Origin of the sequence: Planotetraspora phitsanulokensis (assembly GCF_016863295.1) — a bacterium.
GTDB lineage: Bacteria > Actinomycetota > Actinomycetes > Streptosporangiales > Streptosporangiaceae > Planotetraspora > Planotetraspora phitsanulokensis.
Map to the genome: position 1 here is coordinate 31811 of NZ_BOOP01000008.1, position 16445 is coordinate 48255.

Sequence of the window (16445 nt, forward strand, 5' to 3'; positions counted from 1 at the left end):
CTGGGCCAATTCTGAGAGCTGTTCATCGACGCGCTTGGCCCATCTTTGGGCGAGGACCCGCGGCGGCCATTCAATTCATATGAAGACCGAAACTGCCGGCCGCCGGGCGTCTTGGTCTACAGAGAAGTGAGCCAACATCTACCGCGGAGCGGTGGCACACAGATAGCGATACAACTCGCGAGCGATCGCCTGGGCGAGGCCGGCGGGGACGGCGTTGCCGATTTGGCGGGCGATCTGGATCTTGCTGCCGACCCACTTGTAGTTGGGTGGGAAGCCTTGAAGGAGGGCGGCTTCCAGGTGGGTGATCGGGCGGTCGGCCTTGGGGTGGAGGTATCGCCCCTTCTCGGGCTTGTAGAACTCGGTGCGGATCGTCACCGAGGGGCGATCCCACCAGAGGCGGCCCATCACGTCGCCGGAGCCGTTCCGGTGGTTGATCCAGTTCTCGGTGGACAGCTCTTCCGGCAGGGAGTGGCGGTTTCCGCCCTCAGGGATCGCTCGGTAGCGCCTGAGCGAGAGTTCTGTTGGGTTGCGGCCGATGTGAAGGTCGGTGGTCAGGAATGTTCCTGGCAGCGTTGCTCCGAGCAGATCACAGCTCCGTTCGGGGAGTTGGGTGGTCTCAGTCTCTGGGGGGGTCGTGCTGAAGACCACGCTGGATGGGATCCAGTCCTCGAGAGGTGTGAAGAGTGTGCCCTCGCTGCCCTTCTTGTCCGGCTTCCGATGGGTGGGGTGAGGGTGCTCAAGAGGCTTGCGTGATGGATGGGAGGCGACGAGATCCCGGTGAGTGGCCAGGACGATTACGCGCCTGCGGGTTTGGGGGACGCCATAGTCAGCCGCGTTGAGGAGCTTCGTCTGCAAGACGTAGTCGCTTAGTTCGCCGTCAGGGCGGGTGGAGGCGGTGAGCAACTCGAACTCGCGCGACCGCAGGAACCGGTCCACGTTCTCGATGACGAATATCTTGGGCTTGAGGGTGAGGACCACACGGACGTACTCCTTCCAGAGCTTGTTCCGGGGGTCGTTCGGGTCCTCCTTGCCCAGTCCGGAGAAGCCCTGGCAGGGTGGGCCGCCGAGGATCACGTCCACGGTGGAGGCCACGTCCTTGGGGTCCCACTTGGCAATGTCGCCGGCGTGAATGTGGTCGGTTCCACCGGCCTCCTCGGCGAAGTTCGCGGCATAGGTCGAAGCCGCCGCGATGTCCCACTCAACCGCACCTACGGTGCGGAAGGCGCCGGGCTTGAACGTGTGGAATCCCTGGGTCAGACCCCCACACCCCGCGAAGAGGTCGACGATGTTTATGGGGTTGGTGGCGGGGGCGGTCATGGGCGTCACCTTATCGAGGGCAAGGGGCCAGTGCTGCCGCGATGTGGTGGCCTACGGCCTCGGCGAGCGGGGGTGGGAACACCTGAGCGACCTGTTTGTAGCGTGCGGTCTTGCCCCCGGTGACGATCCAATCGTCAGGCAATCCCTGCAGCTTCATCACCTGATCGACGGTCAACTTGGGCACTCCGTCCCGGCCGAGCTCCGGGTCGAAGCCGAAGTCGTCGTCGGGTGCGTCGTTGCCGAGGCTGTGGGCGTTCACGGCCAGGTCCATCCACTGCCGCTTGGTTCGGGTGGGGCCGAGGTCGGCGCCGCCGTGGTTCTTCGATCCGCCGACGATCGTCGGTGCGACACGGTCGGCCAGCATCGCCCAGGCGTCCGCGAAGGGCCAGCCCCTGCTGGCCATCGAGTCTCGGAGCGCCTCGCCGACCGTTGCGCTGGCTTGATGAGTCGTCGGAGGCCATGTGAAGCGGGCGAAGTCGTCCGGGTGCATGGCGACCAGCAGACAGCTGCGCCTGGTCTGCGGCACGCCGAAGTGTTGGGCATCCAGGACGTTCCATTCCCAGCAATAGCCGAGGTGCTTCAGCTCTGCCTCGACCTCCTTGCGGACCTGTGCGAACTTCGGGGACAGCAGCGACGGCGTCGTCTCCAGCAGGATCGTGCGAGGCTGCAACTCGATCGCGAGGTAGACCGCCGCGGCCAGCAGGTCCCGCTTGTCGTTGGTGCCCTCCTGCTTGCCGGCAATGGAATAAGGAGTGGACGGCACGCCGCCGGATAAGAGGTCGACGGTTGAGATCCCATGGTCGGCTCCGACGAAGTCCTTGAAGTCCATCTCCAAGACGTTCCAATGCGGCCGGTTGGCGCGCAGCGTTCGACAGGCGTGCGGATCATTGTCGATCACGACAACTGGATTGAACCCCGCCCGCTCCAGGCCGAGCGCTTGTCCACCGGTCCCGGCGCCGATCTCCAGGCTGGTGAACCGCCCGCCCATGCGTACTCCTCCTTGATCCAGCTCGCCGAGAATATGTGATCCCGTCTATCAAGCGTCCCAGAACTACTCGGACATTTCTCTGACACTGGGACTATCGGCAAAGAGTTGCGTGAAGAGGGTGGCGAGGATGTCCACCGAGCTGGAGCGTGTCCGCCCATCGGAAGGACCGATCGGCAGCGAGTCATAAGGCACCAATACGCCCGTCAACTCCTCGATCCAGTCGCGGAAGGCGTCCACGTCTCTTAGGCCGTCGGGCGCATGCGCCTCATAGGACAGTGTGCTTCCAGCGGTATTCACCGCTTGTGCAAGGGCGTTGACCTGCCGCCCGGTACGGATCACGTCAGTGGTGAGCAGTTTGATGATTGCCTGGGCGGTCGGCCGGTGGAGGATGACGTCGAGCCTTAACACAGTGTTTAAGACATCCTGGTTACTGCAGGCCACCACGACCGGCCCATAATCCGGTCCATCCCGGAACAGTTCGGCAGCCCACCACAATCGGGCGAACGCCTGGGAATGGAACGGCCCAGAAAACCGCGCACGGGACACGCTTGGAGGATTCCCACGACTTAAGTGCCGCCAGTAGACATAATCGGGTGCCAACCGTAGGGCCACATAGTTCCAGATCCGGGAGCCCGAAGCCTGACGGCGGGTCAATCGCAACGTCGCGTGTAGTACCGGAGCCAACCAGGCATCGGCCGAGGTCCGCTCGGACGGCGTGAATCGCTTCATCGCCTCGTCGAAAAGCTGTCGTAGCGGCTCAGCCTCCCAAGCGGTCGGCTCCGACATCTGATCGATTGCGGCGAGTGGCAGCGGCTCGCTGTTCTCCAGCACGCCGGTGGTGAGGAGCCTTGCGGCGGCCTCGTCAGGCAGCAGGCGCACCGTCGTGTTCACTCGTCCTCCGGCAAGGTCTTCTCCAGGGATCGAATGAAGCCGCCCAGGCTACGCGGCATGCGCGCCTGTTTGGCCGCTGCATGTAGCACCCGCGTCTGGATCCGACCCACACCCCGGTTGACGATCTCCCGGAGCGCATCGTCCGGCGAATGGTCAGGGAAGAGATCGGGCAGCATGCGTTGAAGCACCAGACCACGCCAACCTTTCGGCCACTCATGGTTGTCGACTTGGTGAGCCGCTTCATTGAAGAGCGCGGTCCACATGTCCACCGCGATCTGTGCCGCCAGGGCATCGCGCATCGGCCGCTCCGCGGCCCTGGGGCTTTCCAGTACGGCGCGCAGGCCGTCAAATCCGCTGTTCAGATTGAGCACGGCCGCCTCGTCTGTGGTGGTCACCGCCCAGGGGTCGCTCTTGCACCAAATCAGTTCCGGATCCTCGGCGAAGTTGATCCAGCGTGTCTGGATTGACTCCCGCTGTGTTGCCACACGAGCCCGGAGATCCACAGTCCACGGCTGTGCGACGGTCGCGATCACGCGACCGGGCACATCAGCCACCGTAGCCACGAGTTGTCCGGCGATCTGGACCCGGCCGAAGTGGTCGTCGCGATGGAGTTCCACCTCGCCGGTCCACTCGCCGGGCTGCCTCATCATGAGCTTCACGGCCGAATGTGTGTTGGTCCGCCGTTCGGACGCCGTGACCAGAAAGGCGAGGCTGAACCAGGGACCCGTGTCCAGTTCGTGTCGCGGTGCGCTCACCTGGAGCATCAGTCGTACGACATTCCAGTCCTCGCGCTCAAGGAGATGCAGCGCAACCGTGTGGTCCGGTTCCGAGATCATTCCGTACGGCAACGCCACATCGTCGAGCCGAACCTCGCGCACGCTCATGGTGACCTCGCCCGCCAATACCGGGTAGGGCATGATCTGCTTCATCGGCCGGTGTCCTTGGCTTGGACCAGGTCGACCTCGGCGATCGCCATTCGACCGGCCACGGGGTGGCTGGCCACATCGCTCACGCCCGTGAAGACCGCGGACCGCTCCCGGGCGGCACAGAGCAGCACGTCGCCACTAACCTCGCAGTTCGACTCGGCGGAGAGCTCGGCCCACCGTGCTTCGGGCTTGGGGCCCGAACGGGTGGCGAATCGGAGCAACGGTCGGAGCACCCAGGCATCTTCACGCTCCGGAAGCTTGATCTCGACCCTAATCCGCCACGCGCCCATTTCGTCGACTTCGCCGGTTGCGCTCTTGACGGTCGGATACCCCTTGGTGCGAGGCAACGGTAGGGGTTCGAGGCTGGTCAAATCTCGCAGGACGGAGGGAGCGCCCTCCTGCTCGACGGGTTCGGCGGGTTTCACGGCACCTCGAACCATGGCGAGGATCGCCTTCCGAAACTCCTTCAGCCTGGTTGTGGCGCCCCGCGCGTAGGTCGAGGTCAGGTCCTCGGTGGGCTTCCAGTCGTTGTGCTCGGGCGGTTCGGCGGCCCGCAGAAATGCCTCGGCAGCCTCGTCGGCCGGCAGCTCGGCCTTCGTTGCGATCCCGGCAAGCAGCACTGCCTGGAACCGGGTCGAGCCGAGGGGCGTACCGGTGACGGGTCGATCCAACACGGTCATCCGGGTGCCGCGCATGCCGACCAGCCGATTGGGTTTCTGGTCGTCCTCGGCCGCCGGGGTCACCAGCAGCACCGCGCGGTGTTCGATCGGAACGGCGCCGGTCTCGGTCTTACGCGGCGGCACGGTCAAAGGCACGGACAGCTCGACAACATCATCGGACTTGGTGAGTCGTGGCGCCGTGGTCCGATCCAGGAACGCCCGTACGGCACGCGCTCGGGCGGGCTCGTAGCGGTATGGGTCCACTCGCTCCTCGGCCACGACGACCTGGCCGTCGCGCAGCGCCGCCACCGAGGCCTCCAACATGGGTGCCTGGCCGCGACCGGCGATCATGGATGCCCAGAAGTCCGTGGCCAGGCCATGGACCAGGACTGTGTGCATCTCTTCGAGAGTGATTGCCTCGCCGGAAGGATCGTGCGCGCCGACGATCAGGAAGCTTGTACCCGGGTCGGAACTGCCCCGGGTGAGATACAGCTCTTCGACCGTGCGCTCACCGGCCCACCAGGAGCGGGCGGCAGACTCTCGCGTGGGGTCGCTGCTGCCGAGCCAGGCCGGTCCTGCGTATTGGACGCCGTTCAGCTCGTGCCAGGGGAGATCAATGCGGCCGATCATTCGCCGCTCGCGCAGGTTCTCGTGAGGATCAGAGAGCGTGCTGTTGACAATTACCAGGCCGAATCGGCTGGCGCCCCAGATCGTGGCCTTGCCCAGACCGAATGAGCCGCCGGCGGGGCCCTTCTTGTGGCTGTCGAGTTGCCTGCGTACGACTGCGGCGAATCGCCCGTCGTCATACTCCGGACCGGTCAGGCCGTTGGCGTTGTAGTCGTCGATGCGGAGGAGAAGCAGCTTGCCGGTTTCCCGTAGTTCGTGGAGACCGTCGGCCAGCATGCGGCCGACCTTCTGCTTCGAGTCGCCGGCTGCCTCGACGTGGGGAACGAGGTCGTCCCAGCGGATGGCCTCCTGCAGCCGGCGCAGACGCTCGCCGGTGATCTCGTGCAGGGTGAAGCGCATTCGGACGGGACGCTGCTCGTCATGCCGCTCGTCCAGGCTGTTTTGCGTCGCCTCCCTGGCGGTGATCGCTAGCGAAGAGTCGAAGGCGAAGGCCGCCGCGTTTCCCAGCTCTCGGCCACCATCGGAGTGGGCCAGACGGTGATGCCAACTGACGTAGCCACTGGACTCAGGAACCTCGTCCCGTGTAGTCGAGGAGCCGGCGGCCAGGTCGAGGATCTCTTCAATCGCTTGAACCTTGTCGATCCGGGGCGTGGCGCGGCCGGTGATCCAGGCGGAGACCGCCGCGCGGGTCACGTCCAGGGCGGTGGCAAGTTCCGACTGGCTCATGCCCTTGCGGCGTAACTGTCTGCCCAGCCAAGCCCCGAAGGCCTCCGGGTCCCGGGCGATGTCTTCACCGTCCTGCGTCATCGCGAGGTTTCTCCAGGTGAGACGGGGGTTCGATTGACAGCCCATGCTAGCGTCAAACCAAACTTGACACCACCTGGCTGCCGTTGGCTCTATGAGGAGTCCGATGCTTCGAGGATCCGAAAAGGACAATTCGGCCAAATGGGCGGCATTTCAGGTGAAAAGCCCATCTGTTTTCTTCTCTTGCGAGCAAAGTGTCACTCATGTAAAGATGGGCCCACTCTCAGGAGGAGTCGGACGAAGGCTCTTCCAAGGGGTAAAGTCTATTCGAATCCGTCCGACCGTCCCTCTCGCTTTCTCACCGGCATCGAGCCGTATCTGAGTGTGCCCGAATAGAGCGGCATCAATGCGCCGCCGAGGCCTTCGTCGGCGTGCCCGATTTGGTCTCTCGCTCTTGCCCAACCCCCTCAATTGGCATTCCAGCGTTGGGAGACAACTGCTGTGAGCAGCGAAGAACCCTCCGTTCTCGCGGTCATCCTCCAACAGACCGTGCGCGTGCTTGAGACCTACAAAATCGATCCCGGCCTGATCCAAGAACACGCTAACGGCGAGCGTCGTATCAAGGAGGGCGGCTACGGCGATCGGCAGATCTATGAGCTTGTCCAGAATGGCGCCGACGAGCTTAGGAACGATCCAGGCGGCGAAATTGCCGTGGTCCTCACCGGCACTCACTTGTACTGCGCGAACCAGGGAACCGCCATGACTCCCGAGGGCGCGGACACCATTCTGCGCATGGGAGTTTCGCGCAAGCGAGGCGGCCAGATCGGCCGGTTCGGTGTTGGCGTGAAGTCCGTGCTGAGTGTGACGGACGTCCCCGAATTTTTCAGCAGAGAGGACGACAAGAGCTTCGGATTTGACAGGGAGTGGGCCGAGCTGGAGATCAGGCAGATCCAGCCTGCAGCCCCGGAGACGCCCGTACTCCGGATCGCCCGCCCACTCGATAGGAATCGGGCTGCTGCCACTGACGCGATCCTCAAGGAACTGCTTTCTTGGGCGACGACGGTCGTGCGGTTGCCTCTGAAGCCCGCCGCCGTGGCTCGGTTGGCCAAGGACATTGACGACTTTCCTGCGGAGTTCTCCCTGTTCTCTCCGCACGTCGGGACGGTCACCTTGGAGAAGCGGCTGTCCGGGCAGGTCTCCAAGCGACAGATCTTCCAGCAGACCAACGGCGACCGCCGCGCCCTGCAGAAGCTCCTGTCCGTCGGAGGAAGGGAAGAGCGGGAGGAGACCGACGAGTGGCGGGTCTTCACTCGCGTCTACCGTCCCTCCTCCAAGGCTCTGGAGGAGGCCGGTGAGCTTCACGACCGTCCCGAGATCGACGTCGCGTGGGCGGTTCCCGATGTGGAGGGCCGTGCCGCCGGGCGCGGACAGTTCTGGGCCTACTTTCCGACGAACTACACCACGACGCTCCGCGGCATCGTCAATGCGCCGTGGAAGACGAGCGAGGACCGCCAGAACCTGTACGCGGGCAACCAGTTCAATGAAGAGTTGATCGCCGAGGTCGCCGACCTGGTGGTCTCGTCCTTCCCGCTGTTGGCGCGCACTGACGACCCCGGGGCGTACCTGGATTTCGTGCCGGCCCGTGGTTTCGAGGAACCGCAGTGGGCAGCCAAGGCACTTGTCGCGAAGACCTGGGAGATTGCCGCCAACCGGCCTGTTTTCCCGGACCAGAGCGGCAAGTTCGGTACCCCGGCCGACGTGCGCCTGCATCCCGATGACCTGCGGCCGGAGTGGCTGCAGTGGTGGGGTGAATACAGCGGCCGGCCGGTGAACTGGGTCCACCACTCCGTTGAGAAGGCCAAGAACAAGCACCGCCGAGACAGCGCCAACCGGATTCTGTCCCACACGGCCACCCCGGTCGCCACCGTCAAGGAGTGGCTGGAGGCACTCGTCGCCGACGGCTCGGCTGAAGCGTCGGCACGGGCGGTGCTCATCGCCGCGGACATGAAGCGGCACACGCATCCGCAGGCTGATGACGCCTTGCGGGCAAAGATCGTTCTCACCGAGACGCTTGGCATGGTCGCCCCGTCCACCCGGGTCTTTCGTCGATCCGCCGCGGACGGTCTGGCCGACAACACGGTTTACGTGGACGAGCGCGTCTACGGGGGCGACGAGGTAATCGCGCGGGCACTGGACTCGCTCGGCATTCACGAGGCCGACCACGTCGGTCGATTCGCCTCCGTGGTGGAGCGCGGTTTCTACGGCTACGTCGACCGCGACTGGGTCGCGTTCTGGGAGCTGGCGCGGCTGGCGGGTCCCGCCGGCGTACGGGCCGCGTTCGACGGCCGTGACATCGACACCGCGAAGGAACTCAAGGTCAAGACCCTGATGGGTGACTTCCGAAGGATCAGGGACAGTCTGCTCCCCGGCCGCGTGGTTCCCGGCGACGGTTCCCGCGACAGTCAGGTCACGGTGGACATGACGTTCCACCGGGAGGATCGAGCATTCCTCCCCCAACTCGGTCTGCTCGACGGCCCCATCGCCAACGTGGAGCCCGACGGGGAGGACTGGTTCGAGGACTACAAGGAGGTCTACTGGAAGCAGTATGTGGCCAAGCTTCCGGCCAATGAGCCTCGGCCCACCCTGGCCAAGATGCAGTTCGAGGGGACCAAGCCCGCGGGGCCGCTGCATCTGTTCATGTCGCTGTCGCATGAGGGACGTGCGGCTTTCCTCAAGGCGATCCCATCGGGTGCGGCGGTGGCGAACTGGACCATGCAGCCAGGCAACAAGGGTGTGTCGAGTCGAAGGTCGATCCCATCCCCGATGCGGTGGCTGGCACGTAGGTATGGCTATCTGCAGACAACGCGGGGACTGCGTACGATCGCGCGTTGCGTCGGCCCCGAGCTGATCGCTCACAAGGACGTCCTTCCGGTTGCTGACGTGTCCGCCAGCGTCGCCTCGATGTTGGCGTTGCCGCACACGCTGGGCGATCTACGGGAGTCGCTGTGGGCGGAACTGGTCGAGGAGGCGTCCTCGTCGACCGATGACACCTTCCCCGGCAAGGTCTACGCCCTGCTGTTTGAGGTCGTTGTGAGCTTCCCCGAGGGAGCCACGAAGCGGTGTCGCGTGGGCGACGGGTGGCGTAGCGACGTCGAGGACAAAGACATCGCGGTGACCGCGGTTCGTTCCGAATACGAGGCACTGATACGTGAGAGGGTGCCGGCCCTGCTGGTCCCGACCGACTCGCTCGCGGAGACGATGCGGGAAGAGTGGGGCATGCTCGCCCCCTCGGACGCGATCCAGAAGGAGATCAGGTATGTCGGTCAGGCGGACGCCGTACTGCTCATGGAGGAGTTCCCGTACCTGAAGACGCTTCGACGTTCGCAGGTTGAGGGATGGTCCACGGTTCGGTGCGACGAACTGGAAGAGATCATCCGGACTCCTAACGGCATGCGGACTCAGCCGATCCCCGCGGCTGTGATGCCACAGGAACGCAAGGTTCTCGTCCGGATGCCTGCAGACGATCTGCAGGTGCTCAACGCGGTGGACCGGGTCCTGAAGCTTTCGCTCGGTCCGGCGCACTGCAAGAGCGTTCTCGACCGGCGTGAGGCGGAACGCAACAACGAGCGAATCCAGCGGATACGCAAGACCGAGAGCCTGGTCGAGAAGCTGCTGCTACTCGTGGGGGCTGAGGCCTTGAGGAAGGGGCTCCCAGAGGGCTTGGTGGAGAGCGACCAGGCCGAAAAGGGTGTTGCCCAGGGCGAGCGGCGTGTCGCCGAGCTGGCCCACAACGCGTATGGGACCGAAGTTCTGCGGATCTACCGCAAGGACATCGAGGTGGCGTTCCCCCAGCTCTCCGCGAGCTTCCGTGGCGACGCCACGTCGGTGCGCATCGTCAACGACCTTCGCTTCCCTGGTGAATATGCGGGAACCAGGGGAGAGACGCTGCCGCCGCTGGAGAAGGTGTCCGGGCCGACCGCCTTTCCGCGACTCCACGACTACCAGGAGAGGCTGGCGCAAAAGGCGGTCGAGCTGCTGGCCAAGTATGATGCGCCGCGCGCCATGCTGTGCCTGCCGACCGGCGCCGGTAAGACCCGTGTGGCGGCCGAAGCCGTCATTCGGGTGATCAAGGAACGCGGGTTGGGTGGCCGCCCAGTGCTCTGGATCGCCCAGAGTGAGGAACTCTGCGAGCAGGCGGTCCAGAGCTGGTCGTTCGTCTGGTCCAAGGTCGGGCCGGCCGAGCAACTCGTCATCAACCGGCTCTGGTCCACCCGCGAAGCCGCTCCCAGCAACGACACGGCTCAGCTGGTGGTCGCCACCGACGCCAAGCTCGATGTTTGCCTGTCCACGCCCGAGTACGCCTGGCTTCGCGACCCCGCGCTGGTGATCATTGACGAGGCGCACGCCTCAATCACGCCGCGGTACACCCGCATCCTGACGTCGATGGGCTTGACGTTCAGGGAGACGTCTCGTCCCTTGCTTGGTCTGACGGCCACGCCGTTCCGCGGCTTCAACGAGACCGAGACCAATCGTCTGGTCGATCGTTATGGGGGGAATCGCCTTGACGACGGCATCTTCGCGAGTGGAGATCCCTACGCCGAACTGCAGGAGTTGGGCGTGCTCGCGCGGGTGGACCACCAGCAGCTCGAGGGCATGACGCTGGCCCTCTCGGAGGAGGACCTGAGGCAGGCGACCGCCTTCGAAGGCGCGAGGCTGCCCGCTTCTGTGGAGGAGAAGCTCGGGCGCGACATTGAGCGCAACCAGATGCTCATTAGGGAGATCAGGGCGCTGCCTGAGGACAGCCCGGTCCTGCTCTTCGCCGCTTCGGTCAACCATGCCAAGCTCATGGCCGCGCAGCTCAACGACCTGGGCATCAGGTCCGCGGCGATCGACTCCGGCACTCCGGACGCCGATCGACGCACCCTGATCGAGAAGTTCCGGCGAAGGCAGATCCGCGTGCTGGCCAACTACGGCGTACTCGCCCAGGGCTTCGACGCCCCGGCCACCGAGGTGGTGATCGTCGCCCGGCCGACCTACAGTCCGAACGTCTACCAGCAGATGATCGGGCGTGGTCTCCGTGGCCCCAAGAACGGCGGCAAGGAGACCTGCCTGATCCTCGACGTGGCCGACAACATCATCAACTACGACCGTCAGCTGGCCTTCACCCAGTTCGAGCACCTCTGGGGCAACAAGTGAACGGCGCCTACAGCGCCACCCCCGCGCTCACCGCCGAGCAGCGGGCCGTCGTCGAGCAGCCCGCTGACGCCCTGACCCTTGTGACCGCCCAGGCGGGTGCAGGCAAGACGCACACTCTCGTGCGTCGGCTCGACCGGCTGGTTGCCGAGGAAGACCTGAGCGCCGGGGAGATCCTGGTGCTCACCTTCTCCCGCGCCGCCGTTCGCGAGCTCAGGAGCCGCCTGTCGGGGCACGGCGAAGCCGCCCGACACGTGCGGGCGCAGACCTTTGACTCCTGGGCCCTCAGCCTTCTCACGCAGGTTGACGCCCAGGGCGACTGGGCCGGCAGGTCGTTCGACGCCCGAATCGAAGGCGCGCGTAAGGCGATCGACGAGGGCCTAGCCGACGAGCTGTACGAGCATGACCTCCACCACGTCGTCATTGACGAGGTTCAGGACCTGGTCGGGGTTCGGCGGGATCTGGTGGAGGCTCTGCTGGACCGGTTCGACTGTGGATTCACCGTGGTGGGTGATCCGGCTCAGTCGATCTACGGCTTCACCGTCAAGGATCCCGAGGAGCGCAAGCTCGAGACCAATCGGTTCTTCGAGTGGCTTCGGATCACGTTCGGTGAGGATCTGACGGAGCTCAGCCTGACGAAGAATTTTCGGGCCAGGACCGGAGAGGCCAAGGTGGCACTCGGTTTTGGCCCCACGCTCCGACTCCTCTCGGAGTCGGGCAACGTGGATGGCGAGCCACACTACGCAGACCTTCGCGTTGCCCTCACCGGCGTCATGGACTTCGGCGGCTTCGACGAGCTTGCCGGCGATGCGTTGACCAGTTACGGCGGAACCACCGCGATTCTCTGCCGGACCAACGGCCAGGCGCTGATCGTCTCCGAGCGGCTCCACTCCGTCGGCGTGCCGCATCGCCTCCAGCGGTCGGCCCGCGACCGGGCCGTTCCCGCCTGGATCGGTCTGCTGATGGCTCGGAGCGGGTCGCTGTCACTGAGCCGGGAGAAGTTCGACGAGCTGATTGTCGACCTTCCGCTGCCGGACGGCTCAGACATTGACCTTCTATGGCGGTCGCTGCAACGCACCGGTTCGGGGCGCGGATCGGATCGAATTCTCGATCTTTCCCGATTGCGGACGACACTCGCATCCGGATGGCTGCCCGACGAGTTGACCGCGCAACCGCCCGCACGGTTGGTGGTCTCTTCCTTCCACCGAGCCAAGGGGCTTGAGTTCGATCGGGTCCTCGTCGTGGATCCCGGCCCGCTGCAGATCGCCCAGGCCAAGAGGCGCAGGAGCATCGAGAAGGATGCGGCGGATGAGGCCCGGCTGCTCTACGTGGCCATGACCAGGCCGCGAGAGGAGCTCTACCGGCTCGCGCCCATGGAGAACCTCAACATCCGTGTCGACGATCGAACCGGCCGATGGGGGCGCTATTTCTACCAGTACTGGCGTCGTGACGGACTGGAGCTTGGAGGCGGCGACGTGGTCACCGACTACCCCGCCGGAACCGTGGACTTCGACGCCGACGCGACCGAGGTGCAGCACTACCTGGCCACGGCCGTACAACCAGGCGACGCCGTGGAGCTGGAGCGTCTGTATCCGAACCCGATCGCGATCGCGGAGAGTCCGCCGTACGTCATCAAGCACCGGGGGCGTCCGATTGGAACGGTCTCCGAGCGGTTCCGCGGCGATCTGTGTCAGTACTTGAAGACCAGCAGGACCTACACCCCGCAGAACTTTCCGGCAGCGGTCTCTAATGTCCGCATCGATGCGGTGGAGACGGTCGCTGGCAACGAGGCGGCTGCCATCCGCGCCGGACTCAACCACCACGGGATCTGGCTGGCGCCACGCCTCGTCGGCCTATCCACCTTCACATGGGATAAGAAGACCCAGGAAACGGAACCCGATGTCCAGGCACAGTGAGCACTACGCCTTCCGGAGAGATCTGGTCAAACGCTTACGGCTTGACACGATCGGCCCGGTGGGCGGGGACGACGAGATTCTCACGGACTCACCGGTGACGACCTACGCGGCCGGTGTGCTTTACCCTCAGCGGCGCGATCGCGAAGAGGTCCAGGCGGAGATGGGGGAGCGCGATGTCGATCTCTCGCCCGAGACGCGGGTCAAGGACGATGCGCCGGATACCGGTGTCTCCCTGGCGAACGATCAGGCACCCTCTTCCATGGGGCTGACCTTCGGGGTAGACCCGACGATTTCGTCGATCATCACGGTGACCGTGACGGCAGCGATTTATGAGTCGGTGGACAGCAGCGGTCGCCCGGTGAAGGCCCAGCGCGCCGAGCGTCGGACCACGGAGGAGCAGGAGCTGCGCTGGCGTCGTCGCCAGTTGGAGATCGACCCGGTACTCGTTGATGCGAACATCGTTGGCCAGCTCACCCAGACTCTTGCTGCAGGTGTCGAGCTGCGAGTCCGGGTACGGAAGCCGAAGGAGGGCGCCGTCTCCATCACGGTGGCCCTGCTCAACGTGCACGAGGTCGAGCAGTTCGGCATCCGCGACGCCTACTGCCTTTTCCAGCCCAGGATCAATGTGTCCGGTGCGGAGGGGACGAAGCCGTTCGTAGAGCGCCCCGTGCCCGTCGGCGCAGACGAGGACGAGATCAAGACGAACAGACTGCTCTACCGGTACGCGCCGAACTTCGCGGTCGGCCACGGCTGCGCGGCCGACTGGGACTGGACGCCTTCCGCCCCCCGTGATGAGGCGATGTTGAAGGGCGCCGCGGCTGCGGTTGCTGAGATCTGGACTGAGTTTGTCCCGACCAAGGAAGTGCTGCTCACCGACTCCAATCCGGAGATCGACGACTCGGCGCTCCGCATGATCGATCTGGCTCGGAAGCCCGATGAGGAGATCTTCTCGGCCGTGCGCGGGCTGGTGGAGGGATACCGCGCCTGGATCGCGGAACGCGCTGAGGAGTCCCGCCTGCTGGGTACCACGGAGTACGGGCAGGCCGCACGAGACCAGATCAGACTGTGCGAAGCCGCCTGCGACCGAATGGTCTCGGGCATTGAGACGCTCCAGCGCGACCCCCAAGTCATGGCCGCCTTCCGGTACGCCAATGAGGCAATGGCCGTTCAACGGGCCCGCACGAGCTGGATCAAGGGCCAGAAGAGGAGCGAGGTGCAGCTGGAACTGGGCAAGTGGCGCCCGTTCCAGATCGCCTTCCTGCTGCTGTGCCTCGACGGCATCGTAGACCCCGATCACCTCGACCGGCGGCGCGCCGACCTCCTCTGGTTTCCCACCGGCGGTGGTAAGACCGAGGCATACCTGGGCATCATCGCCTTCACCGTCTTCCTACGCCGGCTGAGCAGGGGGGCGGCCGGCGGAGGCGTCACCGCGATCATGCGGTACACGCTCAGACTGCTCACTCTGCAGCAGTTCGAGCGCGCCGCCACCCTCATCTGCGCCATGGAGAACATCCGGAGCGCACTGTCGAACGAGCTGGGCAACGAGACCATCTCCATCGGCATGTGGGTCGGCGCAGCAGCCACGCCGAACAAGCTGAAGGACGCCGCCGAAAGCCTCAAGAAGCTGCGAGACGGTGGCGAGCTGCACAAGGAGAATCCGGTTCAGCTCCGCTTCTGCCCATGGTGCGGCACCCCCATGGGACCGGACGAGTATGAAGTCGACCTCACCAGCTCCAACATGCGCATCTTCTGTGCCTCCGAGGAATGTGACTTCCACGACGCCCTTCCAGTCCACGTGGTGGACGAGAAGATCTATGCGATTCGCCCGACACTGATCATCGCCACTGTGGACAAGTTCGCGCAGATCACCTGGCGGCCCGAGGTTGCGGCACTCTTCAATCGGGATCGCGAGGGCACGGCTCCACCGGAGCTGATCGTTCAGGACGAGCTGCATCTGATCTCCGGGCCGCTGGGCAGCCTAACCGGCCTCTATGAGACCGCGATCGACGTTGCCGCCGAGCAGCCCAAGGTGATCGCCTCGACTGCCACCATCCGCCGCGCGAAGAAGCAGGTCAATCAGCTGTTCAGCCGGGAGGTGGCACAGTTTCCGCCCGCCGGCCTGGACGCCCGCGACTCCTGGTTCGCAGTGGAAACGCCGGCTGCGGACAAGGCGTCACGGCTCTATGTCGGGTTACTCGCGCCCAACACCAGTCAGGCGACCCTCCTGGTCCGCTCGTACGCGGCGTTGTTGCATCACGCGGCCCAGATCGAGGGTCGCGACTCGGTTCGGGATGCCTACTGGACCTTGGTGGGCTACTTCGGCAGCTTGCGCATCCTCGCCGCGGCCGAACTCCAGGTTCTGGATGACGTCCAGGATCGGCTCAAGTTGCTGGCCGAGCGGCATGAAACCCAAGCCCGACGCGCGGACCAGCTCACCGAGCTGACCAGTCGGGTGAAGTCAAGTGAGATCCCGAAGCGGCTCAAGGACCTGGAGCGCATGCTTCCAGACGAGAACGTTTTCGACACGGTGCTCGCAACGAACATGATCTCGGTCGGTGTGGACGTCGACCGGCTGGGCCTCATGGCCATCACAGGCCAGCCGCAGACCACCGCCGAATACATCCAGTCGAGCAGCCGTGTCGGACGTCAGCACCCCGGCCTGGTCGTCACGCTGTACAACGCCAACCGATCGCGGGACCGCTCACACTACGAGAGCTTCGTGCCCTATCACTCGGCGCTATACCGGCAGGTGGAGTCCACCAGCGTCACGCCGTTCTCGCCCCGAGCTCGTGACCGGGCGCTGCATGCCGTCCTGGTGGGCATGGCTCGGCTCATCTACCCCGAGCTCAGGCTGAACGGGGCGGCGGCGGCCGTACACAAGCACATGAACCGAGTCGAGGAGCTGCAGGATCTGATTCTCGCCAGGGTCAAGGCGGTCGATGAGGAGGAGCTGAGTGGGGTCGAGAAGGACCTCAACGATCTCATCGCCAAATGGCTGCAGCTCGCCGACGATAATCCAGACCTGGTTTATGAGGCCAAGCCCCGGCACAAGCCAAGCGAGCGGCGCAATCCCGACGAGGCGCTGCTGCGCAGCCACACAGACACCGATCTCACGAAGGCGACTCCCACGCTGTGGAGCCTCCGTGACGTGGACGCCGAGTCCGACCTTTACCTGGAGCGATGA

Annotated in this window: 8 protein-coding genes; 3 read left to right on the top strand and 5 right to left on the bottom strand. The window is 64.9% G+C overall.

Features of this window, described 5'->3' with window-relative positions; translation table 11 throughout:
* Positions 1–138 precede the first annotated feature (138 nt).
* From Pph01_RS10030 to Pph01_RS10050, 5 genes are all read right to left on the bottom strand, one after another.
* On the bottom strand, positions 139–1317 hold the full coding sequence (locus Pph01_RS10030) for a DNA cytosine methyltransferase (protein ID WP_204072747.1): 1179 nt from the start codon (positions 1315–1317) through the stop codon (positions 139–141).
* A gap of 10 nt (positions 1318–1327) precedes the next feature.
* Positions 1328–2305: a DNA cytosine methyltransferase gene (locus Pph01_RS10035; RefSeq protein ID WP_239116563.1), complete on the bottom strand. Its 978-nt coding sequence runs from the start codon at positions 2303–2305 to the stop codon at positions 1328–1330.
* 63 nt (positions 2306–2368) lie between these two features.
* Complete coding sequence (locus Pph01_RS10040) at positions 2369–3196, bottom strand: DUF6339 family protein (RefSeq protein ID WP_204072748.1); 828 nt, start codon at positions 3194–3196, stop codon at positions 2369–2371.
* The gene (locus tag Pph01_RS10045; protein WP_204072749.1) at positions 3193–4125 is read right to left on the bottom strand and encodes a hypothetical protein; all 933 of its coding nucleotides are present in this window, start codon (positions 4123–4125) and stop codon (positions 3193–3195) included. The genes Pph01_RS10040 and Pph01_RS10045 overlap by 4 nt, the downstream gene beginning before the upstream one ends.
* Positions 4122–6215 carry a helix-turn-helix domain-containing protein gene (locus tag Pph01_RS10050; protein ID WP_204072750.1) on the bottom strand — a complete coding sequence of 698 codons (2094 nt, stop codon included), beginning with the start codon at positions 6213–6215 and terminating at the stop codon, positions 4122–4124. Before Pph01_RS10050 ends, Pph01_RS10045 begins: the two co-directional genes overlap by 4 nt.
* A gap of 438 nt (positions 6216–6653) precedes the next feature.
* On the opposite strand from Pph01_RS10050, the gene Pph01_RS10055 reads away from it, so the two are divergent.
* Genes Pph01_RS10055 through Pph01_RS10065 form a run of 3 tightly spaced genes read left to right on the top strand, consistent with a single transcriptional unit; the run spans position 6654 to position 16445 of the window.
* Positions 6654–11348 (top strand): DEAD/DEAH box helicase, encoded by a 4695-nt coding sequence (locus Pph01_RS10055; RefSeq protein WP_239116564.1) that lies wholly within the window; start codon positions 6654–6656, stop codon positions 11346–11348.
* Entirely contained in the window at positions 11345–13261 is a 1917-nt protein-coding gene (locus Pph01_RS10060; RefSeq protein WP_204072751.1) for an ATP-dependent helicase, read from the top strand. The genes Pph01_RS10055 and Pph01_RS10060 overlap by 4 nt, the downstream gene beginning before the upstream one ends.
* A gap of 58 nt (positions 13262–13319) precedes the next feature.
* Entirely contained in the window at positions 13320–16445 is a 3126-nt protein-coding gene (locus tag Pph01_RS10065; protein WP_239116565.1) for a helicase-related protein, read from the top strand.

Coding starts and splice junctions, on each gene's coding strand:
- Pph01_RS10030 (WP_204072747.1), bottom strand. CDS start 1,317: ATGACCGCCCCCGCCACCAACCCCATAAACATCGTCGACCTCTTCGCG.
- Pph01_RS10035 (WP_239116563.1), bottom strand. CDS start 2,305: ATGGGCGGGCGGTTCACCAGCCTGGAGATCGGCGCCGGGACCGGTGGA.
- Pph01_RS10045 (WP_204072749.1), bottom strand. CDS start 4,125: ATGAAGCAGATCATGCCCTACCCGGTATTGGCGGGCGAGGTCACCATG.
- Pph01_RS10050 (WP_204072750.1), bottom strand. CDS start 6,215: ATGACGCAGGACGGTGAAGACATCGCCCGGGACCCGGAGGCCTTCGGG.